Source organism: Streptomyces solicamelliae (genome assembly GCF_045348655.1).
Lineage (GTDB): Bacteria > Actinomycetota > Actinomycetes > Streptomycetales > Streptomycetaceae > Streptomyces > Streptomyces solicamelliae.
This window is the reverse complement of sequence record NZ_CP160404.1, coordinates 4,052,047-4,075,277: the sequence shown is the minus strand read 5'-3', so window position 1 is coordinate 4,075,277 and position 23,231 is coordinate 4,052,047. Positions and strand designations below refer to the sequence as shown.

At 71.1% G+C, this 23,231-nt stretch carries 23 protein-coding genes; 10 read left to right on the top strand and 13 right to left on the bottom strand.

Features of this window, described 5'->3' with window-relative positions; genetic code table 11:
* Positions 1-6: 6 nt before the first annotated feature.
* From ccsB to hemL, 7 genes are all read right to left on the bottom strand, one after another.
* Positions 7-1,128, bottom strand: coding sequence for a c-type cytochrome biogenesis protein CcsB (ccsB, locus tag ABZO31_RS18970; RefSeq protein WP_406862420.1), 1,122 nt, complete (start codon positions 1,126-1,128; stop codon positions 7-9).
* The gene (resB, locus tag ABZO31_RS18965) at positions 1,125-2,807 is read right to left on the bottom strand and encodes a cytochrome c biogenesis protein ResB (RefSeq protein WP_406862419.1); all 1,683 of its coding nucleotides are present in this window, start codon (positions 2,805-2,807) and stop codon (positions 1,125-1,127) included. Before resB ends, ccsB begins: the two co-directional genes overlap by 4 nt.
* 3 nt (positions 2,808-2,810) lie before the next feature.
* Complete coding sequence (locus ABZO31_RS18960; protein ID WP_406865403.1) at positions 2,811-3,539, bottom strand: cytochrome c biogenesis CcdA family protein; 729 nt, start codon at positions 3,537-3,539, stop codon at positions 2,811-2,813.
* Between the two features lie 40 nt (positions 3,540-3,579).
* Positions 3,580-4,185, bottom strand: coding sequence for a TlpA family protein disulfide reductase (locus tag ABZO31_RS18955; RefSeq protein ID WP_406862418.1), 606 nt, complete (start codon positions 4,183-4,185; stop codon positions 3,580-3,582).
* Positions 4,186-4,275: 90 nt separating this feature from the next.
* Positions 4,276-5,505 carry a hypothetical protein gene (locus ABZO31_RS18950; RefSeq protein ID WP_406862417.1) on the bottom strand — a complete coding sequence of 410 codons (1,230 nt, stop codon included), beginning with the start codon at positions 5,503-5,505 and terminating at the stop codon, positions 4,276-4,278.
* A gap of 161 nt (positions 5,506-5,666) precedes the next feature.
* Positions 5,667-6,341: a histidine phosphatase family protein gene (locus ABZO31_RS18945; protein ID WP_406862416.1), complete on the bottom strand. Its 675-nt coding sequence runs from the start codon at positions 6,339-6,341 to the stop codon at positions 5,667-5,669.
* Positions 6,338-7,645 carry a glutamate-1-semialdehyde 2,1-aminomutase gene (hemL, locus tag ABZO31_RS18940; protein WP_406862415.1) on the bottom strand — a complete coding sequence of 436 codons (1,308 nt, stop codon included), beginning with the start codon at positions 7,643-7,645 and terminating at the stop codon, positions 6,338-6,340. Before hemL ends, ABZO31_RS18945 begins: the two co-directional genes overlap by 4 nt.
* 324 nt (positions 7,646-7,969) lie before the next feature.
* Here hemL and ABZO31_RS18935 point away from each other — a divergent pair, with 324 nt between their 5' ends.
* Both ABZO31_RS18935 and ABZO31_RS18930 read left to right on the top strand, forming a co-directional pair.
* A complete protein-coding gene (locus ABZO31_RS18935) occupies positions 7,970-8,527 on the top strand; it encodes a hypothetical protein (RefSeq protein WP_406862414.1) in 558 nt (185 codons plus the stop codon).
* A 90-nt stretch (positions 8,528-8,617) separates the two neighbouring features.
* The gene (locus ABZO31_RS18930) at positions 8,618-9,019 is read left to right on the top strand and encodes a MerR family transcriptional regulator (protein WP_406865402.1); all 402 of its coding nucleotides are present in this window, start codon (positions 8,618-8,620) and stop codon (positions 9,017-9,019) included.
* 263 nt (positions 9,020-9,282) lie between these two features.
* On the opposite strand, the gene ABZO31_RS18925 is transcribed toward ABZO31_RS18930, so the two are convergent.
* Entirely contained in the window at positions 9,283-10,194 is a 912-nt protein-coding gene (locus tag ABZO31_RS18925; protein ID WP_406862413.1) for an ABC transporter substrate-binding protein, read from the bottom strand.
* A gap of 165 nt (positions 10,195-10,359) precedes the next feature.
* Between ABZO31_RS18925 and ABZO31_RS18920 the strand changes: the two genes are divergently transcribed.
* Entirely contained in the window at positions 10,360-10,620 is a 261-nt protein-coding gene (locus ABZO31_RS18920; RefSeq protein ID WP_406862412.1) for a hypothetical protein, read from the top strand.
* A gap of 96 nt (positions 10,621-10,716) precedes the next feature.
* Here the strand turns inward: ABZO31_RS18920 and ABZO31_RS18915 are convergent, their stop codons facing one another.
* The gene (locus ABZO31_RS18915) at positions 10,717-11,292 is read right to left on the bottom strand and encodes a TIGR03086 family metal-binding protein (protein WP_406862411.1); all 576 of its coding nucleotides are present in this window, start codon (positions 11,290-11,292) and stop codon (positions 10,717-10,719) included.
* A gap of 112 nt (positions 11,293-11,404) precedes the next feature.
* Between ABZO31_RS18915 and ABZO31_RS18910 the strand changes: the two genes are divergently transcribed.
* Both ABZO31_RS18910 and ABZO31_RS18905 read left to right on the top strand, forming a co-directional pair.
* Positions 11,405-12,223: a DUF6597 domain-containing transcriptional factor gene (locus ABZO31_RS18910; RefSeq protein WP_406862410.1), complete on the top strand. Its 819-nt coding sequence runs from the start codon at positions 11,405-11,407 to the stop codon at positions 12,221-12,223.
* A 53-nt stretch (positions 12,224-12,276) separates the two neighbouring features.
* Complete coding sequence (locus ABZO31_RS18905) at positions 12,277-13,011, top strand: Mut7-C RNAse domain-containing protein (RefSeq protein WP_406862409.1); 735 nt, start codon at positions 12,277-12,279, stop codon at positions 13,009-13,011.
* A gap of 125 nt (positions 13,012-13,136) precedes the next feature.
* Here the strand turns inward: ABZO31_RS18905 and ABZO31_RS18900 are convergent, their stop codons facing one another.
* Positions 13,137-13,700, bottom strand: a complete 564-nt coding sequence (locus ABZO31_RS18900; protein WP_406865401.1) for a TetR/AcrR family transcriptional regulator — start codon at positions 13,698-13,700, stop codon at positions 13,137-13,139.
* A gap of 139 nt (positions 13,701-13,839) precedes the next feature.
* On the opposite strand from ABZO31_RS18900, the gene ABZO31_RS18895 reads away from it, so the two are divergent.
* A complete protein-coding gene (locus tag ABZO31_RS18895) occupies positions 13,840-15,258 on the top strand; it encodes an FAD-dependent monooxygenase (protein ID WP_406862408.1) in 1,419 nt (472 codons plus the stop codon).
* Here the strand turns inward: ABZO31_RS18895 and ABZO31_RS18890 are convergent.
* Positions 15,255-15,722, bottom strand: coding sequence for a hypothetical protein (locus ABZO31_RS18890; protein WP_406862407.1), 468 nt, complete (start codon positions 15,720-15,722; stop codon positions 15,255-15,257). The two genes, ABZO31_RS18895 and ABZO31_RS18890, sit on opposite strands and share 4 nt — an antisense overlap.
* Positions 15,723-15,820: 98 nt before the next feature.
* On the opposite strand from ABZO31_RS18890, the gene ABZO31_RS18885 reads away from it, so the two are divergent.
* Positions 15,821-16,585, top strand: a complete 765-nt coding sequence (locus ABZO31_RS18885) for an SDR family NAD(P)-dependent oxidoreductase (protein ID WP_406862406.1) — start codon at positions 15,821-15,823, stop codon at positions 16,583-16,585.
* Between the two features lie 75 nt (positions 16,586-16,660).
* Here ABZO31_RS18885 and ABZO31_RS18880 read toward each other — a convergent pair whose 3' ends face one another.
* Positions 16,661-17,854: an RtcB family protein gene (locus tag ABZO31_RS18880; RefSeq protein ID WP_406862405.1), complete on the bottom strand. Its 1,194-nt coding sequence runs from the start codon at positions 17,852-17,854 to the stop codon at positions 16,661-16,663.
* A 170-nt stretch (positions 17,855-18,024) separates the two neighbouring features.
* Here ABZO31_RS18880 and ABZO31_RS18875 point away from each other — a divergent pair, with 170 nt between their 5' ends.
* The 3 genes from ABZO31_RS18875 (at position 18,025) to ABZO31_RS18865 (ending at position 21,222) form a co-directional block, all read left to right on the top strand.
* Positions 18,025-18,909 (top strand): DUF3558 domain-containing protein, encoded by an 885-nt coding sequence (locus tag ABZO31_RS18875; RefSeq protein ID WP_406862404.1) that lies wholly within the window; start codon positions 18,025-18,027, stop codon positions 18,907-18,909.
* 113 nt (positions 18,910-19,022) lie between these two features.
* Positions 19,023-19,751, top strand: a complete 729-nt coding sequence (locus ABZO31_RS18870) for a DUF3558 family protein (protein WP_406862403.1) — start codon at positions 19,023-19,025, stop codon at positions 19,749-19,751.
* A 157-nt stretch (positions 19,752-19,908) separates the two neighbouring features.
* On the top strand, positions 19,909-21,222 hold the full coding sequence (locus ABZO31_RS18865) for a DUF2637 domain-containing protein (protein ID WP_406862402.1): 1,314 nt from the start codon (positions 19,909-19,911) through the stop codon (positions 21,220-21,222).
* Between the two features lie 95 nt (positions 21,223-21,317).
* Here ABZO31_RS18865 and lysS read toward each other — a convergent pair whose 3' ends face one another.
* Positions 21,318-23,039, bottom strand: coding sequence for a lysine--tRNA ligase (gene lysS / locus ABZO31_RS18860; protein WP_406862401.1), 1,722 nt, complete (start codon positions 23,037-23,039; stop codon positions 21,318-21,320).
* Positions 23,040-23,231: the final 192 nt, after the last annotated feature.

Sequence of the window (23,231 nt, the reverse complement as noted above, 5' to 3'; positions counted from 1 at the left end):
GCGACGTCAGACGCCCGCGTACGAGTGCTTCGAGCTGACGAAGATGTTGACGCCGTAGTAGTTGAAGAGGAAGCAGGCGAAAGCGATCAGCGCGATGTACGCGGCCTTGCGGCCCTTCCACCCGGCGGTGGCGCGGGCGTGCAGGTACGCCGCGTAGCCGACCCAGGTGATGAAGGACCAGACCTCCTTGGCGTCCCAGCCCCAGTACCGGCCCCAGGCGTCTCCCGCCCAGATCGCGCCCGCGATGATCGTGAACGTCCACAGCGGGAAGACGGCCGCGTTGACCCGGTACGCGAACTTGTCCAGGGAGGCCGCGGCGGGCAGCCGCTCCAGGACGGAGCGGGCGAAGGAGCCCGGGTTCCCGCCGGTCGCCAGCTTGTTCTCGTACGAGTCGCGGAACAGGTACAGCAGCGTGGCGACCGCGCCCAGGTAGAACACGGCGCCGCAGAAGATCGCGGTGGAGACGTGGATCCACAGCCAGTACGAGTGCAGCGCCGGCACCAGCTGGTCGCTCTCGGTGTACAGCCAGGTGGTGGCGATGCCCAGGTCGAGCAGGACGGTGGTGACCAGCGCCAGGCCCATCCAGCGGACGTTCTTCCGCGCGGCGAGGAAGCCCAGGTACGCGCCGACGGCCACCGTGGAGAAGGTGATCGAGAACTCGTACATGTTGCCCCAGGGGGCCCGCTGCACGGACAGCGCGCGGGTGACGACGCCGCCCGCCTCGATCAGGAACGCCAGCGCGGTCAGCGAGACCGCGATCCGGCCGTACAGGTCGCCCTTGGCGGTGCCGCCGGCCGCGCCGGGGCCGTCCGGTACGTCACGGGCACCGGCGACGGCCCGGGTGACCACCTTCGGCCTGGCCAGGACGGCCGTGCCGCCTCCGGTGCTAGCACCGGCTCCACTGGAGCTTCGCGCCCCCTTGTGCTGCACGGTCACCGCGGGCGCCGTGGCGGCCTCGGCGGGCTGCTCCGTCAGCGCGGCGGCCGTGCGGCCGACCTTGCTGCGGCTGCCGAAGACCCACTCCGCGATGTGCGCGAGGAAGGCCAGCGTGTAGACGGCCATGGAGGAGTAGATGAGCACATTGCTCATCTCCGCCAGGCTCTCGTTCGTGGCGGCGGCGATGATCACTGCTGCTCAGCCCCTTCGGTGACGGTTTCCGGCGCGGTCGGCGCCTTCGCGTTGAGCGTGACCGCCAGATCGGCCAGCTCCTCGGGGAGCTTGGCCGACTCGCTCCGGCCAAGACCCGCCATCTCGACGACGGTGATGCCGTCGTCCCCCCGTACGGCCCGGACCCAGACCCGGCGCCGCTGGATGAACAGGGACGCCGACAGTCCGGCGATCGCGGCCAGCGCACCGGTCAGCGCGAGCCCGTTGCCGGGCTGCTGGGTGACGCTGAAGCTGGCCCACTCCTTGATCTCCTTCTCGAAGGTGATCGAACCGCCGGCCGGCAGCTGCATCGTCTCGCCGGGCAGCAGGCGCTGGGCGAGCTTGTTGCCGTCCTTGTCCGTGAACTGCTTCATCTTCGACGTGTCCAGCTGGTACACGTTCTGCGGCAGGCCGCTGTCGACCCGCAGATCGCCGATGTAGCCGGTGAGTGCCATGACGGGGAAGTCCAGAGCGGGGAACTGGGAGAACATGTCCCCCTTGCCGGCGCCCGCGAACGTCGGCACGAAGAAGGCCTGGAAGCCGAGCTGCTCCTTCTTGCCGTTCTTGTCCCGGTAGCCGTCCATGACCTTGATCGCGCCGGTCGAGGTGATGTTGTTGTCGATCGGCAGCACCGGCACGGCGCCCTTGAAGACCTCGTTGCCGCGGGCGTCCTTGACGGTGACGACGGGCGCGTACCCGTGGGCGATCAGGTAGACCTTCGAGTCGCCGACCTTCAGCGGCTCGTTGACCCGGACGATCGCCTTCTTCTCCTTGCCGCCGGCCTCGAAGTACGAGACGGCCGCCTCGAAGGTGCGGGGCGTGCCGCGCTGCGGGCCGCCCTTCTCGTACGTGCCCGTGAACGAGTCGAGCGTGAAGCCGAACGGCTCCAGGTCGTGGGTGCTGAACTGGGAGCCGGACTTGAAGTCGTCGTACTGGGTGAGCGTGTTGGAGAAGCCGTCGCCCTCGACGATCAGCTTGCCGCCCTCGGACTTGAACAGCTGGCCCCAGGCGAAGGCCACCAGCATCACGATCAGCGCCAGGTGGAAGACCAGGTTGCCGACCTCGCGCAGAAAACCCTTCTCCGACGCGACCGCGTCGCCGGCCGCATGGACGCGGAAGCGGCGCGACTTCAGCAGTTCCAGGGCGGCCGCGCGGACCTGCTCGGGCTCGGCCTCGGTGCGCCAGGTGGTGTACGCGGGCAGTCGGGTGAGCTGCTTCGGCGCGCCCGGCGGGCGGCTGCGGAGCTGGCCGACGAACTGCCAGGAGCGCGGCACGATGCAGCCGATGAGGGAGACGAACAGCAGGATGTAGATGGCGGAGAACCACACCGAGCTGTACACGTCGAACAGCTGGAGCTTCTCGTAGATCGGCGTCAGCGTCGGGTGGGCGTCCTTGAACTGGGCGACCTTCAGCTCGTCCGCAGCGGTCTGCGGGATGAGCGAGCCGGGCACGGCACCGAGCGACAGCATGAACAGCAGGATCAGGGCGACCCGCATCGAGGTCAGCTGCCGCCAGAACCAGCGCACCCAGCCGACGACGCCGAGCGTGGGGCCGCCGATGCCCGTGTCCTCCCGGGGCGCGGTCGACAGCCGGTCCGCGGCCGCGCCGAGCTCCTGCTGCTCGCCGGCGTCGGTCGCGCCGGTCGGCTCTGTCTTGCTCATGGACTAGATCCCCACCGTGAAGCCGTTGGTCCAGGTCTGCATCGCGGAGACCATGCTGTCCCACACGCCGGTGAGCAGCAGCAGGCCGGTCGCGATCATCATCACTCCGCCGATCCGCATCACCCACACGTAGTGCCGCTTCACCCAGCCGAACGCGCCGAGTGCCTTGCGGAAGGCGATGGCGGCGACGATGAACGGCAGGCCGAGGCCGAGGCAGTACGCGAACGTCAGTATCGCGCCGCGGCCGGCGCTGGCCTGGTCGAAGGCGAGCATGTTCACCGAGGTGAGCGTGGGCCCGAAGCACGGTGTCCAGCCGATGCCGAACAGCGCGCCGAGCACGGGCGCGCCGAGCAGCCCGGTCGTGGGCCTGCGGTGGAAGCGGAACTCGCGCTGGGTGAGCCAGGGCATGAGCCCCATGAAGAAGACGCCCATGAGGATCATGAGCACGCCGAGCACCTTGGAGAGGACGCTCTGGTAGCTCTGCAGGGTCTGCCCGAAGAACCCGAAGAGGGCGCCGCCGGAGATGAAGACGGCGGTGAAGCCGAGCACGAACAGCGAGGCGCCGGCGACCATGCGGCCGCGGCGGGCCTCGGCGAGGTCGGTGCCGCTGACGCCGGTGACGTAGCTGAGGTAGCCGGGGACGAGGGGCAGCACGCAGGGCGAGAAGAACGAGACGAGTCCGCCGAGCAGGGCGATGGGCAGCGCGAGCATCAGGGCTCCGCTGTAGACCATCTCGTTGCGGCCGAGTTCGGCGGCGAGGTGGAGCACGGGGTCACTTCTCCGCGATCAGCGGAGCGATCATCGAGCGGAGCTTTTCCTCGTTGAGGGCCATGAGGGAGCGCGCGGCGATCTTCCCGTCCTTGTCGAGGACGACGGTGGACGGAATCGCCTGCGGGTTGAGCGTGCCCTTGGGGAAACCGTTGAGGATGATCTTGCCGGCCGGGTCATGGAGGCTCGGGTAGCGGACCGCGTACGCCTTCTCGAATTCGAGGGCGGGCTTGATGTTGGCGTCCCGGGTGTTGATGCCGACGAATTCGACGCCCTTGGCCTTGAGCTCCTCGGACACCTTCGCGAAGTGCGGGGCCTCGGCGCGGCAGGGCGGGCACCACGAGCCCCAGACGTTGAGGACGACGACCTTGCCCTTGAGGTCGGTGACGTCGAGCTGCTTGCCGTCGAGCGTCTCGCCCTTGATCGCGTTCGGGGCCTTGCGCTCGCCCTTGGCGACGGTGGCGATACCGCCGGTGTTGGTGACGAAGTTGGTGTCGCCGCCTCCGCCGGACCTGCCCTTGTCGTCCGAGGAGCAGGCCGAGAGCGCGAGTGCCGCCGTCAGGGTCCCGACGGCGAGCAGGGTGCGACGAGGTGCACGGCGGTAGCTCATGTGAAAAGTTTCGCATGGGTGTTTCGCCGATCTTGGGCACCCCCCTACGTGCCCGGAAAGACCCTTGTCAAGGGGGCTTAAGCGGGCGCGTCAGGCAGCCGTGAGGAAGGCGTTCCACCCGCCCGCGGGCTTCTGCCCGACGTCCAGCGTGCGCAGCCTGGCGAGGACCTTCGGGTCCTGCGCGTCGAGCCAGTCGGTGAACTGACGGAACGAGACGAGCCGGACGTCCTTCTTGCCGGCCATCTGCTTCAGCGCGGCCTCGACGGCGTCCATGTAGATGCCGCCGTTCCACTGCTCGAAGTGGTTGCCGACGAAGAACGGCGCGCGGTTGGACTCGTACGCCCGGTCGAAGCCGGCCATCAGGGCCCCGGTGGCCTGCTTGCGCCAGCCCGGGTAGCGCGAGGGCATGCCCTGGGTGGAGTTCCGGGACTGGTTGGCGAGGATGTTGTAGTCCATCGACAGCACCTCGAAGGAGTGCCCGGGGAACGGCACGGCCTGCAGCGGCAGGTCCCAGATGCCCTGGCGCTTCGTGGGCCACGTCTGGCGGCCGCCGGGCGAGCTGGCGTCGTAGCGCCAGCCGAGCCGCTTGGCGGTGGGCAGCAGGTTGTCCTGGCCGAGCAGGCAGGGGGTGCGGGCGCCGACGAGCTCCTTCGTGTAGTCGAAGGGCAGCGGGTCGAGGTCGGTCCAGCCGCTGTTGGTCTTCCACTCGGTGACGAAGCCGACGGCCTGCTCGATCTCGTTCTGCCACTGGGCGGGGGTCCAGTTCCCGACCGAGCCGTGGCCGCCGCAGAAGTGGCCGTTGAAGTGGGTGCCGATCTCGTGGCCGTCGAGCCAGGCCTGGCGGACGTACTTCAGCGTGTCCTTGATGTGGTCGTCGGTGAGGTAGCCGATGTCGGAGGCGCCGACGCGGTTGTTCGGTGGCCGGTACAGGTCCTTCTTGGACTCGGGCAGCAGATAGATGCCCGACAGGAAGAACGTCATGGCGGCGTCGTGGCTCTTGGCGAGCTCCAGGAAGCGCGGGAACAGCCCGTTGCCGACCTCGCCGGCCCCGTCCCAGGAGAAGACCACGAACTGCGGCGGCGTCTGTCCCGGCTCCAGCGGCACCGGCTTGGGGGGCTGGTGGGGCTGCGGGCCGGTGTCGGCGGTGGAGCCGTCGCCGATGAGCTTGACCGGCGGCTTGCCGGGAGTCTCGGACGCCTGCCCGCCCTTGCCGGGCGCGGAACGCCTCGGCCTGTCCGGGCCGGAGCTGCACCCGGCGGCACCGAGGGCGGCGGCGCCGACCCCGGCTCCCAGCAGACCCCTTCGCGTGATCCCGCTCATCGCGCCCCCATCCCACACCCCGGTATGACCAAAAGATCATCCAAACGACATTGAGTGAGATGCAGGGAGGAAGTCGGCGGTTCCGTCCATTAGCGCAAAAATTTCGGGGCGACCAGATGACTTTCACGTCATCCGATCGCCCCGATCATCGCCCGGGAAGGTCAGGCTCCGAACGCTTTTGCCTTTCCCTTCACAGGTTTCGCACCCGCCAGCAAGTGCGCGGGCACCAAGTCACGGGCCGGCTCGCTGTATCCGACCGAAACGATCCGGTCGCCCTGGTACGTGAACGAGGTCAGCGAGGCCAGCGTGCACTGCCGGCGCCGCGGGTCGTGCCACAGCCGCCGCTTCTCCACGAAACTGCGCACGATCCAGATCGGCAGCTGATGGCTCACCAGCACCGCCTCATGACCGCGCGCCGCTTCCTTCGCCGCGTCCAGCGCGCCCATCATCCGCACCACCTGCTCCAGATACGGCTCGCCCCAGGACGGCCGGAAAGGATTGGTCAGGTGCTTCCAGTTCCCCGGCTTGCGCAGCGCCCCGTCGCCCACGCCGAAGGTCTTGCCCTCGAAGACGTTCGCCGCCTCGATCAGCCGCTCGTCGGTCTCCAGGGTCAGCCCGTGCGACTTCGCGATGGGCGCCGCGGTCTCCTGCGCGCGCTCCAGCGGCGAGGCGACCACATGGGTGATGTCCCGGTCCGCCAGGTGCTCGGCGACCCGGTCGGCCATCTGCCGGCCCAGCTCCGACAGGTGGTACCCGGCGCGGCGGCCGTAGAGCACGCCGTCCGGGTTGTGCACCTCGCCGTGCCGCATCACGTGAACAACGGTGATCTCGCTCATGCCGTGGCCTCCGCAGCCGCCCGGGCCGCCGCCGGCAGCGCGGCCGCGATCCGCTCCACGGCCCGCTCGTCATGGGCGGTCGACACGAACCAGGACTCGAAAGCGGACGGCGGCAGGTACACGCCACCCGCCAGCATCGAGTGGAAGAAGGCGTTGAACCGGAACGCCTCCTGCCCCTTGGCGTCCTCGTAGTCCCGCACCTCCGCCTCCGTGAAGAACACGGAGAACATGTTGGAGGCGGTCTGCACCCGGTGCGCCACGCCCTCCTTGCTCAGCGCGTCGCTCACCAGCCCGCGAATCTCCTCCGACACGGCATCGACCTTGTCATAGGCGGCCTGGTCGAGCAGCCGCAGCTGGGCCACACCGGCGGCGGTGGCCACCGGGTTACCCGACAGGGTGCCGGCCTGGTAGACGGGGCCCGCAGGCGCGAGGTGCCCCATGACGTCCGCCCGCCCGCCGAAGGCGGCCGCGGGGAAGCCGCCGCCCATGACCTTGCCGAAGGTCATCAGATCGGGCTTCACGCCGTCGATCCCGTACCAGCCGGCCCGGCTGGTACGGAACCCGGTCATCACCTCGTCCGAGATGAACAGCGCCCCGTTCTCCCGGCAGAGATCGGCAAGCCCCTGGTTGAAACCGGCCACCGGCGGCACGACGCCCATGTTGCCCGGCGAGGCCTCGGTGATCACACAGGCGATCTCCCCCGGATGGGCGGCGAAAGCAGCCCGTACGGCCTGCAGGTCGTTGTACGGCAGCACGATGGTGTCACCGGCCTGCGCACCGGTCACGCCGGGCGTGTCGGGCAGCGCGAAGGTGGCGAGACCGGAGCCCGCCGCGGCGAGCAGCGCGTCCACGTGGCCGTGGTAGCAGCCGGCGAACTTGACCACCTTGGCGCGCCCGGTGAACCCGCGGGCGAGCCGGATGGCCGACATCGTGGCCTCGGTCCCGCTGGAAACCAGCCGAACCTGCTCGACGGGCTCGATGCGGGCGACGATCTCCTCACCGAGCTCGACCTCCCCCTCGCCGGGGGTGCCGAACGAGGTGCCCCGGGCCACCGCGGCCTGCACCGCGGCGACCACCTCGGGGTGCGCGTGGCCCAGGATCATGGGCCCCCAGGAGCAGACCAGGTCGACGTACTCGCGACCGTCCGCGTCCGTGAGGTACGGGCCCGTGCCCGACACCATGAACCGGGGCGTGCCGCCCACGGCGCGGAAGGCGCGGACCGGTGAGTTCACGCCGCCGGGCGTCACGGCGGACGCGCGGTCGAAAAGCGTCTGTGAGACTGGGGCTTCGTATGAATACGGCACTGTGGTCCTGACCTGCGAGTAAGAAAAGCGGGCTGACGAACTGGGCTGAAGGACTTGATCGACGAACGGGATCCGGCGAACGTGGCGTGATGAAGTTGGGCGCGAGTCATCCGGAATGCTCCCCGAATTACCCCGGGGCGTCCGCGCGCCGCGTCTGCGAAACTGGGACGTCATAGGGATGGCTCACGGAAACCATGGTGTCAGAGGCCCGGACGTTCTTGCGGAACAGGTGTTTCACCGCACGCGGGTGGGGGAGGTCACTGGCACGATGATCGGGTTGCGCGGCGGGGTCGTGTCGCCTGTAACAGGCAGTCGGGTGGAGATATGCATCGCGGTGGCGGACTGGGCGAGGGGACGGACGACCTGGGTCCGGAGCCTGCCCGTCAGGGGAGACACCGGCGCCGACGGAAGACGGACGAGCCGACGGCGAACAGGAGCGGCCGCTTGGGGGTGACGTACAAGTACTTCGGCGCGCCCGACGGGGCGACGGCAGCCCGCGTCCCGATCTCGATGCGCCCCGAGGAACTGGGCGGGGACGAGCTCGGCATGGGCGGCATGTTCACCAAGATCAAGCCGGAGACCATAGCCGCGATGGTGCTGACGGGCATCCAGGGCATGCCCCTGCACAAGGTCCCGCCGCTGGAGCTGGTGGTCCTGCACCCCGACTACGCCGTGGTGAAGCTGCCCACGACCGTGGTCGACCCGCTGCGGGGCATCGGCGAGGAGTCGGTCGGCGCGGCGGCGTTCATCTGGTCCACGGTCCCGGACCGCGGCGGCCCGCGCGACGCGTTCAACGTGTACCAGCTGCTCCACGAGTGGCAGGACTTCTCCGTACGACTCCACGAGGCGGGCCACCAGCCGTACTGCCTGGTCTGGCCATAAGAGAACACCCTCCGAATATCACCGGAAATTGGGACAAAATCCCCTAAGCTACCCGGTGATCCGACGGAGAGGACAAGCCCCGTGGAACACCTGCAGATCGGCGAGGTGGCCGCGCGGACGGAGCTGCCGCTGCGCACCATCCGCTCCTACGAGGACGCCGGCCTGGTCGTCCCGTCCGCCTGCTCGCAGGGCGGCTTCCCGCTCTACACGGACGCGGACGTGGCCCGCCTCATGGTCATCCGCAGGATGAAGCCGCTGGGCTTCAGCCTCGACGAGACCCGCGACCTGCTGAACGCGGTGGACCGCCTGGAGGCCTCGGAGGAGGACCCGGACTTCCCCGCCCCGGAACGCTCCCGCCTCATCGCCCGGGTCCGCCGCTACGAGAGGGCGGCGGAGGCCCGCATGGACGAACTGCGAGCGGGCCTGGCAAGAGCAGAGGACTTCGCCGCCTCCCTCCGCACCCGAAGGCAACGAGCAGAGTCCCGAAAGTAAGCCCCGTCGAGCACGGCCCGCACCCGACGACGAGCAGAGGGGCGGACGGCGCCGCACTCGCCCACGGACGGGAGTGGGGGACGTGGAGGGGGTCGCATTCGGGACGTAAAGCGTGATTTGTGGCGCACAAGAAACGCCCGGAACACGAGCAACCCGCACGCGCCGTAAATCATGCAGTCCCGAATGCGACCCCCGGAACGTCCCCCACGCCACACACGACGGACGTCACGGCATGGCACCGCGCAAGCGACGGGCCGCCCCCGTCACGCGAGCGCCGCAGCAACCTCCCGGAAGAACCCCGCAAAGGCCCCCGCACTAGGCGGCGTCTCCGGATTCCACGCCACGACCCGAGCGGACCGCACCGCCTCCCGCCACACCGCAGGACACCCCTCCCACCCCTCCCCCACCCGCACCGCATTCGCCCGACTGTCGACCAGCACCACATCCGCCCCGAGCAGCGCCGCGCTCTCCCAGTCCGTCGTGAGCCACCCGGTCCCCACCCCCGGCCCCGGCTCGACGAGACGTACCCCGAGCTCCCGCAGCCGCGCGAGCTCCGGCCAGGCCTGCGGCCGCGCCACATGCACCTGCTCGCCCCCGGCAGGCGACAACGCGACAACAGCGGCCCCACCCGCAACCGTCCGCACCGCATCCTCCGCAGCACCGACATCCGCGGCACCGAGCTCCGCACCACCGGCACCCACCGAACCACCGGCACGCGCAGACGCCCCCGCCCCGTCCCGCAACGTCTCCGCCACCCCCGCGAACCGCTCAAGAATCCGCGGCAGCGCCACCTCGCTCCCCACCGACAACGCCACCAGCGGCACGCCGAGCCCGTCCACGACCGCCTCGTCGATCGCGTACGCGGACTTCCCGTCGTACGTCACGTCCACCACGAGATCGGCCCGCACCGCCCCGAGCGCCCCGCCCGCCCCGCCCGTCAGCAGCCGGCCAGGACCGAGGTACGGCACCCCCGCCTCCGCCAGCCCGCCCGCCTTGACGGGGTCGAGCCCCGCGTCGTCGTGCCCGGAGCCGTACACCGCGACCGGCACGACCCCGAGGTCGAGCAGCGCCGCCCCGGCCCGTACATAGGCCGCAACCCGCCGCGGCCGCCGGGCGAGCCGTAAGACCGCGCCCCGGTCGTCGATGAACTCCCACCCACTCGCGTCCGCACCCATGCCGCCGCTCTCCCTCCCGGCCGGAAATCCGCTACCGGCCACCTTGAGACGGCGCTACGACGCGCACAAGAGGGCACCGAACAGACCGGTACCCCCTACCGCACGACACCCTTGCGGGTATTAACTGACCAAACAGGGAGGATCCACAGATTCCCGGAGGCCGCCATGACCACCCCAGGCCCCCACGCCCCCACCCCCCACACGCCCACCCGCACCAGACTCGCCGCACTGGCCCTGCTGGCCGCAGCGGTCGCGGCAGCCGCGGCGGCAGTCACCGCCACAGCCGCAGCCCGCCGACGCCGCGAAAAGACCCCCCACCCCCTGGACCGGATCTGGCACCCCCAGGAGTCGGTCGCCCTGACCCCCGCGGAGGAGGAGGCGTTCGACAACGTGGTGGCCCACCTGACACACAAGGCGAAGCACTAGGCACAAGGCACAAAGCGAAACGCCAGGCACACAAGGCGAAGCTCCGGCACAACGTGCAGCGCGCGGCACAAGGCGCCAAGCACCAGCCACCCGGCGCTACGGCAGCCGCCCCGTCATCGCCAGCATCCGCTCGAAGTCCGTGGCGCTCTCCCCCACCTCGACGGCCTCCCCGAACACCTTCATCTCCCGCGCCATGGGCGCGAGCTTCTCGACCACCGGCACCAGCCCCTCCACCGCCTCGGGCGCGGGCTCGAACGCCATCCCGGTGGCCCGCGCCAGGTCCCAGGCATGCACGGTGAGGTCGAGCAGCGCCATCGCCCCGACGGTCCGCGCCGGGAGCCCCATCGCGCCGGACGTACCCTCCTCCGCGCCGGGCGCGCCCCAGGCCGCGACGAGCCTGCGGGTCTCGGCCTCGAAGCGGTCCGCCCAGTCGGCGCCCTCGCCGACGTAGTCGGGCTCGGCGGAGAAGTCCGCGTCGCGCTTGGCGGCCAGCGCCTGGAACTGCACGACCACCTGGAACAGGTGGTTCACCAGCGCCCGTACGTCGTACTCGGCGCACGGCGTCCGCACTGTGAGGAGCTGCTCGTCGCCGGCGATCCCGCGCAGCACGGGTACGGCGCGCGCCGCGGCGACGTCGAGGAGGTCACTGATCCGATTCGCGCTCTCAGTCATGCACCCGAAGTTAAACGCGCTCCCACCCGGGGTCTTGAACAAACGCGACACCGGCGCCCAGCACCGACCCACGCCCCACCCACGACCTGCCCACGCCACTTAGCATCGGCGCATGCCGCGCAAGGACACCCGGGGGATCGTCGACGCCGAGGAGCTGTTCCGCCGTGTGCGGTTCCGCCGGCACGACCCGGCCGCGCCGGAGCTCCGCCGGTACGTGGAGCACTACTGGCTCATCGACTGGGAGCTGGACGAACCGTATGTGTCGCACGTCGTCCCACACCCCTCCGTGAACGTGGTCTTCCAGCGGGACGGCGACATCACCGCGGCGGAGGTCTCCGGCATCGGCCTGGAGCTGTTCGAACGGAAGCTGACGGGTGCGGGCCGGGTCTGCGGCATCCAGTTCCGGCCGGGCGGCTTCCGCCCGTTCGCCCCGGAGCAGCCGGTCTCGGCCTGGACGGGCCGGCGGGCGGAGCTGACGGAGGCGTTCCCCGCCACGGCCCCGGCGACCGCGACGACCGTTCTGGACCCCCCGACGGACGCCGAACGGGTCGCCGCCCTGGACGCCTTCCTCCTGGCCCGCACCCCCCGCCCGGACCCGGCGGCGGACAAGGCGATGGACCTGGTCGACCTGATCCGCACGGGCGGCGGCGGCCGCCCGGTCCGCCGGGTGTCGGAACTGGCCGACCGCTCCGGCCTGTCCGTCCGCTCGCTGCAGCGCCTGTTCGCCGGGTACGTCGGCGTCGGCCCGAAGTGGGTGGTCCTCCGCTACCGCATCCACGAGGCCCTGGAACGCGCGGAGGCGGACCGCACCGACGGACCGGACTGGGCCGCGCTGGCCGCGGAGCTCGGGTACAGCGACCAGGCCCACCTCGTACGGGACTTCACGGCGACGGTCGGGGTGCCGCCCACGGCCTACGCCCGCACGCCCTGAGGGGGCGCCGAATTCCCTGGCCGCCCGCGCCGCCCCGGTGACATCCTGTCCCCGTGAACGGACCGGAGATCTTCGTCAGCTTCGCCCCCGCCCTGCGCCTGTTCGTCGGCGCCGAGCGCCGCTCGGGCCGTACGTCCGTGGCCACGGACGGCGTGTCCACGCTCGGCCATGTCGTCGAGTCGCTGGGCGTGCCGCTCACCGAGGCGGGGCGGCTGCTGGTGGACGGCCGTCCGGTCGGCGTCTCCCACATCCCGACCGCCGGCGAGCACGTCGAGGTGGAGGGTGTGATCCGCCCGCAGCAGGTACCGGGCGCGCCGCTGCGGTTCCTCCTGGACGTTCATCTGGGCACGCTGGCACGGCGGTTGCGGCTGCTCGGCGTGGACGCGGCGTACGAGAGCGAGGACTTGGGCGACCCGGCGCTGGCCGCGCTGTCCGCGAAGGAGCAGCGGGTGATGCTGTCCCGGGACCGCGGGCTGCTGCGCCGGCGCGAGCTGTGGGCGGGCGCGTACATCTACAGCGACCGGCCGGACGAGCAACTGCGCGACGTCCTGGAGCGGTTCGCGCCGCCGCTGGCGCCGTGGTCCCGCTGCACCGCGTGCAACGGGGTGCTGACCGAGGCCGACAAGGACTCGGTGCGGGAGCAGCTGGAGCAGGGCACGGAGCGCACGTACGACGTGTTCGCCCAGTGCACCGCGTGCGAGCGGGTGTACTGGCGGGGCGCCCACCACGCCCGACTGGACGCGATCGTCTCGGAGGCGATGCGCGAGTTCGGCGGCGCCGCGGCGTAAGGCACCGCAGCGCCCCGCGGCCACGACGCAGGCGCCGCGCGCACAACGCGACCGCCGCGCCCCGGCACACCCCCCGCGACGTCACCCCACCGCCCCGGCATCGCCCCACCCTCACCCCACAGCCGTCACCCCGCCGACGGCTCCGTCAGATACCGCTGCACGGTCGGCCCCAGCCAGGCCACGACCTCCTCCCGGGACATGTCCACCGCGCGCGGCAGCCGCAGCACGTAGCGGGCGAGCGCCATGCCCAGGATCTGGGAGGCGACGAGCGCCGCGCGGTCGGCGGCCTCGGCCGGGTCGGGGCAGACGCCGGCCGCGATCGGCCCCAGCTGCTCCTTGAAGATCGTCCGCATCCGCTCCGCGCCGGCCTCGTTGGTGACGCCGACGCGCAGCAGCGCGGTGAGCACCTCGTCCTGCTCCCAGCGGTCGAGGAAGTGGGTGACGAGCACGGCCCCGATGTGCCGCGAGGGCAGCGCGCCGACCTCGGGCAGCCGCAGGTCGAACTCGGAGGCGGCGGCGAACAGCCCCTCTTTGTTGCCGTAGTAGCGCATGACCATCGACGGGTCGATCCCGGCGTCGCGGGCGATGGCCCGGATGGTGGCGCGTTCGTAGCCGTCGGCGGCGAAGCGCTCGCGGGCGGCGTCCAGGATCGCGGCGCGGGTGGCGTCGGAGCGACGTGGTGCGGTCATCATGCCAACGACTGTAGGCCAACAGGTGTTGACATGCCAGCCGAGGCGCGCCATGATTGCCAACAAGCGTTGACCAACAGATGTTGGCAAACCACCAGCGCGAGCCGGCCACCGCCGGCCGCACACCGGGGAGGCAGTCGTGCAGCACACGAAGACCGACACGGACGTCCTGGTCGTGGGTTCGGGTCCCACCGGCCTCCTGCTCGCCGGCGACCTCGCCGCCGCCGGACAGGGGGTCACCCTCGTCGAGCGCCGCCCGCACGGCATCAGCAACATGACCCGCGCGTTCGGCGTCCACGCCCGCACCCTCGAGCTCCTCGACGCCAGAGGCCTCGCCGACGAGCTCGTCGAGACCGGCATGAAGCTCACCGGCCTGCGGCTCTTCCGCCGCCTCTCCCTCGACCTCGGCCGGCTCGCCAGCCGCTACCCGTTCCTCCTGATCACCCCGCAGTACCAGGTCGAACGCCTCCTGGAGCGTCGCGCCCTGGCCGCCGGCGTGGAGTTCCGGCACTCCACCGAACTGCGCGGACTGCGCCAGGACGGCGACACCGTCACCGCCGAGCTCACCGACCCGGACGGCAAGGAGATCGCGCTCACCGCCCGGTACCTGGTCGGCGCGGACGGCCACCGCAGCGGCGTCCGGGGCGCGCTCGGACTCCCCTTCCCCGGCGTCTCCGTCATCCGCTCCATCGTGCTCGCCGACGTGCGGCTCACCGAGGAGCCGGAGGGCCTGCTGACCGTCAACGGCGCGGAGGACTCCTTCGCCTTCATCGCCCCGTTCGGCGACGGCTGGTACCGGGTGATGGGCTGGAACCGCAACCGCCAGGTACCCGACAGCGAGCCCGTCGACCTCGACGAGGTCCGCGAGATCGCCCGGCAGGCGCTCGGCACGGACTACGGCATGCACGACGCCCGCTGGATCTCCCGCTTCCACAGCGACGAGCGTCAGGCCCCCGCGTACCGGGCCGGCCGGGTCTTCCTCGCCGGCGACGCCGCCCACGTCCATTCCCCGGCCGGCGGCCAGGGCATGAACACCGGCCTGCAGGACGCGGCCAACCTCTCCTGGAAGCTCGTCTCCGTCCTCCGCGGCGACGCCCCCGACCCCGAGGCGCTCCTCGACAGCTACCAGGGCGAGCGCCACCCCGTCGGCAAGACGGTGCTGCGCAGCAGCGGGACCATCGTCCGCCTGGCCATGGCCCACACGATCCCGAAGCGGGCCGTCCGCGCCCTGGCGACCGGCGTGCTCAACGCCGTCCACCCCGCCCAGGACAAGGCCATGGGCCAGCTCAGCGGCATCGGTATCGCCTACGCCGCCGACAGCGCCGCGGCCCGGCACTCCGGCGGCGGGCGGGCCCCCGACGCGGCGCTCGACCGCGGCCGGCTCTACGAGCTCCTGCGCGACGGCGACTTCGTCCTGGTCACCCCGCAGGCGGCGGACGCCGCCGCGGCGTCGATACCGCAGGCCCCCGGCCGGCTCGCCAAGGCCACCTGGGCCGACCCGTCGCGCCGCACGACGATGCTGGTCCGCCCCGACGGCTACGTGTACTGGGAGGGCTAGAAGACGTACGGGTCCCCGGTCGCCGGCACGAGCACGTCGTGCCGGTGATTGCCCGGGTTCCGGTCGGTGGCGCCGCCGTTCCAGACGGTGTCCACGGTGACCGTCAGCTCCTCCGGCTCACCGGCCGTCCGCAGCTCCAGGTCCAGCTGATGGGCCGTGCCCGCGGCCCGCAGCGCACCGGTGCCGCAGAACACGACCCGGTCGCCGCCCCACAGACAGGCGGCCGGCAGGACCTGGCCCGTTGCGAGCGGCGCCGAGAACTCGAGCCGGACCGTCGCCCCCGGCAGAGAGGAAGGACCGTGGTTCTCGCTCATCAGCCAGACCCCGACTCGCCCCTGCCAGAGCGACACGTGCCCGTGATGGGCCACATCGGCCTCGGGCGCGACGGCGACGGCACCACTCCCCGCGCCGAGCACGGAGAACGCCGCGATGACGACCAACAGCCCCTTGCGCAACAAGCTCATGCCCAGAAGATACCGATGACGACCCATATATTCTGATTACTCGCCGGTCCGGCGCGTCTATCCTGAGCGGGCATCGCCCCCACGTACGAGGAGCCCGCATGACCGCCCCCGGCAACCGGATCGCCGTCGTCACCGGAGCGAGCAGCGGCATCGGTGCCGCCACCGCCCGCCGGCTCGCCGAGGCCGGCTACCGCGTGGTCCTCACCGCCCGCCGCAAGGACCGCATCGAGGCCCTGGCCGAAGAGCTCGTCGACGCCGGCCACCAGGCCACGGCCTACGCCCTCGACGTCACCGACCGCGCGGCGGTCGACGAGTTCGCCACCGCCTTCCGCAGCCTCGCGGTCCTGGTCAACAACGCCGGCGGCGCGCTCGGCGCCGACCCGGTCGCCACCGGCGACCCGGCGGACTGGCGCCAGATGTACGAGACCAACGTCATCGGCACCCTCAACATCACCCAGGCGCTGCTCCCCGCGCTCACCGCGAGCGGCGACGGCACGGTGGTCGTCGTCTCCTCCACCGCCGGTCACGGCACGTACGAGGGCGGCGCGGGCTACGTGGCCGCCAAGCACGGCGAGCACGTCCTCGCCGAGACGCTCCGCCTGGAGATCGTCGGCACCCCGGTCCGCGTCATCGAGATCGCCCCCGGCATGGTGAAGACCGACGAGTTCGCCACCACCCGCTTCCGCGGCGACACGGACAAGGCCGCCAAGGTCTACGCCGGCGTGTCCGCCCCGCTGACCGCCGACGACGTGGCCGACACCATCACCTGGACGGTCACCCGCCCGCCGCACGTCAACATCGACCTTCTGGTGGTCCGCCCCCGGGCCCAGGCCTCCAACACCAAGATCCACCGCGACCTCTGACCGCGGCCGCGCCCGGAGACGACGAAGGACCGCCCCACCAGGGGCGGTCCCCGCGCACCGGCGCTCGGGCCGGTGTCAGCCCTTCACGCAGATGACCTGCTTCAGCTTGGCGACGACCGCGACGAGGTCGCGCTGCTGGTCGATGACCTTCTCGATCGGCTTGTAGGCGCCCGGGATCTCGTCGACCACGCCGGAGTCCTTGCGGCACTCCACGCCCCGCGTCTGGTCCTCCAGGTCCTTCGTCGAGAAGCGGCGCTTCGCCGCGCTGCGGCTCATGCGCCGGCCCGCGCCGTGGGAGGCCGAGTTGAACGCCGACTCGTTGCCGAGGCCCTTCACGATGTACGAGCCGGTGCCCATCGAGCCCGGGATGATCCCGTACTCGCCGGAGCCCGCGCGGATCGCGCCCTTGCGGGTGACCAGCAGGTCCATGCCCTCGTACCGCTCCTCCGCCACGTAGTTGTGGTGGCAGGAGATCACCGGGTCGAAGCTCACCTTCGCCTTCTTGAACTCCCGGCGGATCACGTCCTGGAACAGCGCCATCATGATCGCGCGGTTGTACTTCGCGTACTCCTGCGCCCAGAAGAGGTCGTTCCGGTACGACGCCATCTGCGGGGTGTCCGCGACGAACACCGCCAGGTCGCGGTCGATCAGCCCCTGGTTGTGCGGCAGCTTCTGCGCCTGGCCGATGTGGTACTCGGCGAGCTCCTTGCCGATGTTCCGGGAGCCCGAGTGCAGCATCAGCCAGACCGCGCCCGTCTCGTCGAGACAGAACTCGACGAAGTGGTTGCCGGATCCAAGGGTTCCCATCTGCTTCTCGGCCCGCTCATGGCGGAACTTGACCGCTTCCGAGAGCCCCTCGAACCGCGACCAGAGGTCGTCCCACCCCGACGTCGAGAACCCGTGCATCCGCCCCGGATCCACCATCTCCCGGTGCATCCCCCGGCCCACCGGGATCGCCTGCTCGATCTTGGAGCGGAGCCGGGACAGATCGCCCGGGAGGTCGTTGGCCGTGAGCGACGTCCGGACCGCGGACATGCCGCAGCCGATGTCCACCCCGACCGCCGCCGGGCAGACCGCACCCTGCATCGCGATCACCGAGCCGACCGTCGCGCCCTTGCCGTAATGCACGTCCGGCATGACCGCGAGGCCCTTGATCCACGGCAGCGTCGCCACGTTCTGGAGCTGTCGCATGGCCCCGTCCTCCACCGAGGACGGGTCCGTCCACATGCGGATGGGCACCTGCGCGCCCGGTACCTCTACGTACGACATACTTCCTCGATTCCCCCGGAATGGCAGATAACGCAAAAACCGGCATCAAGGCCCGTACAAGTGGCAACGGACCGGCATCAACGGCTGCGCGTGCGATAGACATTGTGTCCACCGGCCCCATCAGGGCGGCAAACAGTTTTCGGCAGTACGGGAGAAGGGAGCCTGCGCTCGTGCAGCGAAAGGCGTACGACCCCGGTCGCGCGGAGCGCTCCGCCCGCCCCCGCCCCACGCTCACCAAGGCCGCCCTCGCCGCCGCCGTCGTCACCGCGCTCGGCGCGGGCCTCGCCGGCTGCTCGTCGGGGAACGACGCCGACGGCGTCGCCGCCGACGCCAAGGCCGGCGCGGCGGCCCCGCGCTCCGTGCCGCCCGGCCGCTACAGCACCCTCTTCGAGCCCTGCGGCTCCGTCGACCAGGCCCTCCTCAAGGACCTGCTCCCCGGCGCCGCCGAGCTCCCCGACGAACAGCGCGAGCAGGTCTACGCCGGCCGCCCCGCCGTCACGTACGACAACGGCCGCCGGGTCGGCTGCAGCTGGAAGGCCGACGGCCCGGACTCCTCCCACCAGCTGACCCTCGACCTCGAACGCGTCGTCTCCTACGACCCCGCCGTCAGCGACGACGACCGCGCCCAGCAGGTGTACTCCGGCAAGCAGATCGCCGCCGCCCTGCCCGCGCCCCCGCAGACCGCGACCACCCCCGCCCCCACGACGACGGCGAGCCCCACCGCCCCGGCGTCCCCCTCCGGCACCGCGGGCTCCCCGCCCGCGACCGGCGGCACGGGCACCGGCGCCGCCTCCGGGACCGCCGCCGGCACCGGCCTCGAACCCCGCGTCCTGGAGGGCCTCGGTCACGCCGCGTTCCTCAACGATGTACTCACCGAAGCCGGCTCGGCCTCCCGCCAGCGCACGATCAGCGTGGTGTTCCGCACATCCAACGTGATCGTGAGCGTCGAGTACACCGAGCAGGTCACGGCGACCGCCGAGCTGCCCGACAGCAAGGAACTGCAGGACAAGGCACAGAGTCTGGCCCGTCAGCTGGCGGAGCGGCTGGAGGACTAGCGTCCCGCCGGGCCGGCCCCGGCCCGGCGGCCCGGCCGCCCACGGACGCCCCGCCCGCTTCCCCCGCCGCGTAACGTGTCGCCAGACCCGTCAGCGAACCGACTGAAGGAACCATGCACCGATCAGCCCCGCGACTCACCCGCATACTCGCCTGCGCCGCCGTCCCGGTGATGCTCGTCGTCGCCGGTTGCTCCTCGGACTCCGACGGCAAGACGCCGGACAAGGGCGCCCCGCAGTCCTCCGGCGGTACGTCGAAGGAGGCGCCGAAGGACACCACCCCGTCCGTGGCGCCCGCGAAGTACGCCGAGCTGCCCGAGCCGTGCAAGGCGGTCACCGTCAAGACGATCGACGAGCTGGTGCCGAAGGCCAAGTCGAAGGCCGGCACGCCGTCCACGTCCACCGACACCGACGCCCGCGGCGGCTGCTCCTGGAACGGGCTCGTCGACAAGGGCCTGAAGGGCTCGCAGTACCGCTGGCTGGACGTGGCCTTCCTGCGCTACGAGTCCGTGGACACCCTGGGCAGCGGCGAGAAGCGCGCCACGGAGAGCCAGGCCAAGGAGATCGCCAAGCTGAAGGCGACCGAGGGCGCGAAGAACGTCCGCGACTCGGTGGCCTCGGGCGTCGGCGACCAGACGACGACGGTCGCGTACACGCTGCGCAAGACGGGCGAGGACTTCGTGTACGCCACGACGGTCGCCCGCACCGGCAACGTGCTGGTCATCCTGAACTACAACGGCACCGGCTACGCGGGCGCCGAGACGCCGAACGACCAGAAGATGATGGACGGCGCCGTGAAGGCGACCAAGGACGCGGTCGCGGCGATCACCGCGGCCAACAAGTAGCCGACCGCACCGCGGAGGAACGCCGGGGCGAGTAGCCCCTGTTCGCGCGGTTTGGCAGGTGTTCAGGCGGAGTCCGGCCCTCCCCCGAGGGCCGGACTCCGCCCGCGTGTGCCAGGCTGTGCCCCCGAGTTGTCGTAGAACGGGAGGGGATCGCGGGATGGCCGCGATGCAGCTGACACGCACGCACCGGATACTCATCGGTGTCGTGGTCGCCGGTGCGGTGATCATCGCCGGCATCGGTTTCGCGGGTTCGTACGCCGCCGTGCGCGAGCTCGCCCTGCAGAAGGGCTTCGGCACCTTCTCCTGGTTCTTCCCGATCGGCATCGACGCGGGCATCTGTGTGCTGCTCGCGCTCGACCTGTTGCTGACCTGGATCCGGATCCCGTTCCCGCTGCTGAGGCAGACCGCCTGGCTGCTGACGGCGGCGACGATCGCGTTCAACGGCGCGGCCGCGTGGCCGGACCCGCTGGGCGTGGGCATGCACGCGGTCATCCCGGTGCTGTTCGTGGTGGCGGTGGAGGCGGCCCGGCACGCGGTGGGCCGGATCGCCGACATCACGGCGGACAAGCACATGGAGGGCGTGCGGCTGACCCGCTGGCTGCTGTCGCCGATCCCGACGTTCCGGCTGTGGCGGCGGATGAAGCTGTGGGAGCTGCGGTCGTACGAGCAGGTGATCAAGCTGGAGCAGGACCGGCTGATCTACCAGGCGCGGCTGCAGGCTCGGTACGGCCGCGCGTGGCGGCGCAAGGCACCGGTGGAGGCGCTGATGCCGCTGCGGCTGGCGCATCTGGGCGTGCCGCTGTCGGAGACGGCGGCGTCCGGGCTGGCGGCGGCGGGCATCGAGCCCGTCCTGCTGCCTCCGCAGCCGGTGGCCGCGGTGCCGGCGGCCGTGCCCGCGGCGGTACCTGCGGCTCCGCAGACGCCGGAGCTGGAGCAGGGCCGCCCGGTCCCGCAGCAGCAGGTGCGGCAGCAGGCCGTGGACCAGGCGCAGGAGGCGGTCCCGCAGGGCGACGTCCCGCAGCAGGCCGTCCCCCAGCAGGCCGTCCCGCAGGGTCCCGCTCCCGAGGGGGATTCCGACGCCGGGAACCACTGGTTCTACAACCAGCAGCAGCAACTCCCGCCCGAGGCGTACCAGGGCGGCTACGACCCGGAGTTCGTCGACGGTCTGGAGCCGACCCCGGTCGCGGTGCCGCAGGGCCCGGAGGAGCTGGCGATCCCCGCTCCCCGCGAGGAGGAGCCCGTGCCGGCGTACGAGGAGCCCGGCATGGAGGAGTTCGCGGAGGCCGCGTACAAGGCGATGTGGGACTTCGTCGACGAGCAGCAGGACTTCCCGACGGTGGAGCAGCTCGACATAAGGCTGAGCGACATGTACGGGGTCCAGCACCCGCGGAGCGCGTCGATGCTGCGTGAGCTGCACCCGAGGATCCGGCACCGGATCGAGCAGGAGATGGCGGAGTACAACACCCCCTGACCTGCGCGGGGCACGACAGCAGAACGTCGGCACGACGGCGAAGGGCCGCCACCGGGAAACCGGTGGCGGCCCTTCGCCGTACGTGGGTCCTGCGCCTACGCGCCGAGCAGCTTGCGCACCCGGTCCGCGCCGACCGCGAGGAGCAGCGTGGGCAGGCGGGGGCCGGTCTCGCGGCTGACGAGGAGCTTGTAGAGCAGGGCGAAGAAGGCGCGCTGGGCCAGCTTCAGCTCCGGGGTCGGCTTGGCCTCGGGGTCGAGGCCGGCCATCACCTTCGGGACGCCGTAGACGAGCGTGGTGAGCCCGTCCAGCGACCAGTGGGTGTCCAGGCCCTCCAGGAGGAGCCGGAGGGACTCGCGGCCCTCGTCGTCGAGCGAGCCGAGCAGTTCGGCGTCGGGCTCGGCGCGGACGATGGTGCGCTGGTCGGCCGGGACCTGGGTGGTGATCCAGTTCTCGGCGCGGTCGAGCCGGGGCCGGGCCTCGTCGAGGGAGGTGACCGGGTTCTCCGGGTCGAGCTCGCCGAGGATCCGCAGGGTCTGCTCGTCGTGGCCGGCGGTGATGTCCATGACCGAGGCGAGCGTGCGGTACGGCAGCGGGCGCGGGGTCCGCGGCAGCTCGCCGGCGGCCGTGCGGGCGGCCCGGGTGTACGCGGCGGCGTCGGCGGGGAGCACCGAGCCGTCGGCGACCTTGGCCTCCAGCTTGTCCCACTCGTCGTAGAGCCGCTGGATCTCCTGGTCGAAGGCGATCTTGAAGGACTGGTTGGGCCGGCGGCGGGCGTAGAGCCAGCGCAGCAGCTGCGGCTCCATGATCTTCAGCGCGTCGGCCGGGGTCGGCACACCGCCGCGCGAGGACGACATCTTGGCCATGCCGCTGATGCCGACGAACGCGTACATCGGGCCGATCGGCTGGACGCCGTCGAAGATGCCGACGATCTGGCCGCCGACCTGGAACGACGAGCCGGGCGAGGAGTGGTCGACGCCGGAGGGCTCGAAGATCACGCCCTCGTACGCCCAGCGCATCGGCCAGTCGACCTTCCACACCAGCTTGCCGCGGTTGAACTCGGTGAGCTTCACGCTCTCGCCGAAGCCGCAGGAGGTGCAGGTGTAGGAGAGCGCGGTGGTCTCGTCGTCGTACGAGGTGACCGTGGTGAGGTCCTTCTCGCACTGCCCGCAGTACGGCTTGTACGGGAAGTAGCCCACGCCGCTGCCGGAGCCGTCGTCCTCGCCGGCCGCGCCGGAGCCCTCGGCGGCCTCCAGCTCGGCCTCGTCGACCGGCTTCTGCGACTGCTTCTTCGGCGCCTTCTTCGTCCGGTACTGGTCGAGGATGGCGTCGATGTCGCCGCGGTGGCGCACGGCGTGCAGGATCTGCTCCCGGTACACGCCCGAGGTGTACTGCTCGGTCTGGCTGATCGGGTCGTACTCGACGCCCAGCTCGGCCAGCGACTCGACCATGGCGGCCTTGAAGTGCGCGGCCCAGTTCGGGTGCGGGGAGCCGGCCGGGGCGGGGACGGAGGTCAGCGGCTTGCCGATGTGCTCGGCCCACGACTCGTCGACGCCCTCGACGCCGTTCGGCACCTTGCGGTAGCGGTCGTAGTCGTCCCAGGAGATCAGGTGCCGGACCTCGTACCCACGGCGGCGGACCTCGTCGGCGACCAGGTGCGGGGTCATGACCTCGCGCAGGTTGCCCAGGTGGATCGGGCCGGACGGGGAGAGACCGGAGGCGACGACGACCGGTTTGCCAGGCGCACGTCGCTCCGACTCGGCGATGACCTCGTCCGCGAAACGGGAGACCCAGTCGGTCTCGGTGCTGCTCTGAGCCACGGTCGGTTCGTCCTTCTTCCCTTGATTGCTTCGGAGCCAGGCGGCCCTGTGCGCTCCTGTACGAGCCATTCTCCCAGACGGACGGAGACTCTCCGAGGTTGTCCACAGGCTCTGTTTTGTCCACAGGCGGAGAAAACACGTTGCCCACCCATGGGACACTTGCACAAGCGAAATAGCTCTTCAGACACCCGT

Coding starts and splice junctions, on each gene's coding strand:
- ABZO31_RS18865 (WP_406862402.1), top strand. CDS start 19,909: ATGGCCGCGATGCAGCTGACACGCACGCACCGGATACTCATCGGTGTC.
- resB (WP_406862419.1), bottom strand. CDS start 2,807: ATGAGCAAGACAGAGCCGACCGGCGCGACCGACGCCGGCGAGCAGCAG.
- ABZO31_RS18870 (WP_406862403.1), top strand. CDS start 19,023: ATGCACCGATCAGCCCCGCGACTCACCCGCATACTCGCCTGCGCCGCC.
- ABZO31_RS18950 (WP_406862417.1), bottom strand. CDS start 5,505: ATGAGCGGGATCACGCGAAGGGGTCTGCTGGGAGCCGGGGTCGGCGCC.
- ABZO31_RS18880 (WP_406862405.1), bottom strand. CDS start 17,854: ATGTCGTACGTAGAGGTACCGGGCGCGCAGGTGCCCATCCGCATGTGG.
- ABZO31_RS18885 (WP_406862406.1), top strand. CDS start 15,821: ATGACCGCCCCCGGCAACCGGATCGCCGTCGTCACCGGAGCGAGCAGC.
- ABZO31_RS18925 (WP_406862413.1), bottom strand. CDS start 10,194: ATGGGTGCGGACGCGAGTGGGTGGGAGTTCATCGACGACCGGGGCGCG.
- ABZO31_RS18960 (WP_406865403.1), bottom strand. CDS start 3,539: ATGGTCTACAGCGGAGCCCTGATGCTCGCGCTGCCCATCGCCCTGCTC.
- ABZO31_RS18945 (WP_406862416.1), bottom strand. CDS start 6,341: ATGAGCGAGATCACCGTTGTTCACGTGATGCGGCACGGCGAGGTGCAC.
- ABZO31_RS18955 (WP_406862418.1), bottom strand. CDS start 4,185: ATGAGCTACCGCCGTGCACCTCGTCGCACCCTGCTCGCCGTCGGGACC.
- ABZO31_RS18935 (WP_406862414.1), top strand. CDS start 7,970: ATGCATCGCGGTGGCGGACTGGGCGAGGGGACGGACGACCTGGGTCCG.
- ABZO31_RS18910 (WP_406862410.1), top strand. CDS start 11,405: ATGCCGCGCAAGGACACCCGGGGGATCGTCGACGCCGAGGAGCTGTTC.
- ABZO31_RS18915 (WP_406862411.1), bottom strand. CDS start 11,292: ATGACTGAGAGCGCGAATCGGATCAGTGACCTCCTCGACGTCGCCGCG.
- ABZO31_RS18890 (WP_406862407.1), bottom strand. CDS start 15,722: ATGAGCTTGTTGCGCAAGGGGCTGTTGGTCGTCATCGCGGCGTTCTCC.
- ABZO31_RS18900 (WP_406865401.1), bottom strand. CDS start 13,700: ATGACCGCACCACGTCGCTCCGACGCCACCCGCGCCGCGATCCTGGAC.
- ABZO31_RS18920 (WP_406862412.1), top strand. CDS start 10,360: ATGACCACCCCAGGCCCCCACGCCCCCACCCCCCACACGCCCACCCGC.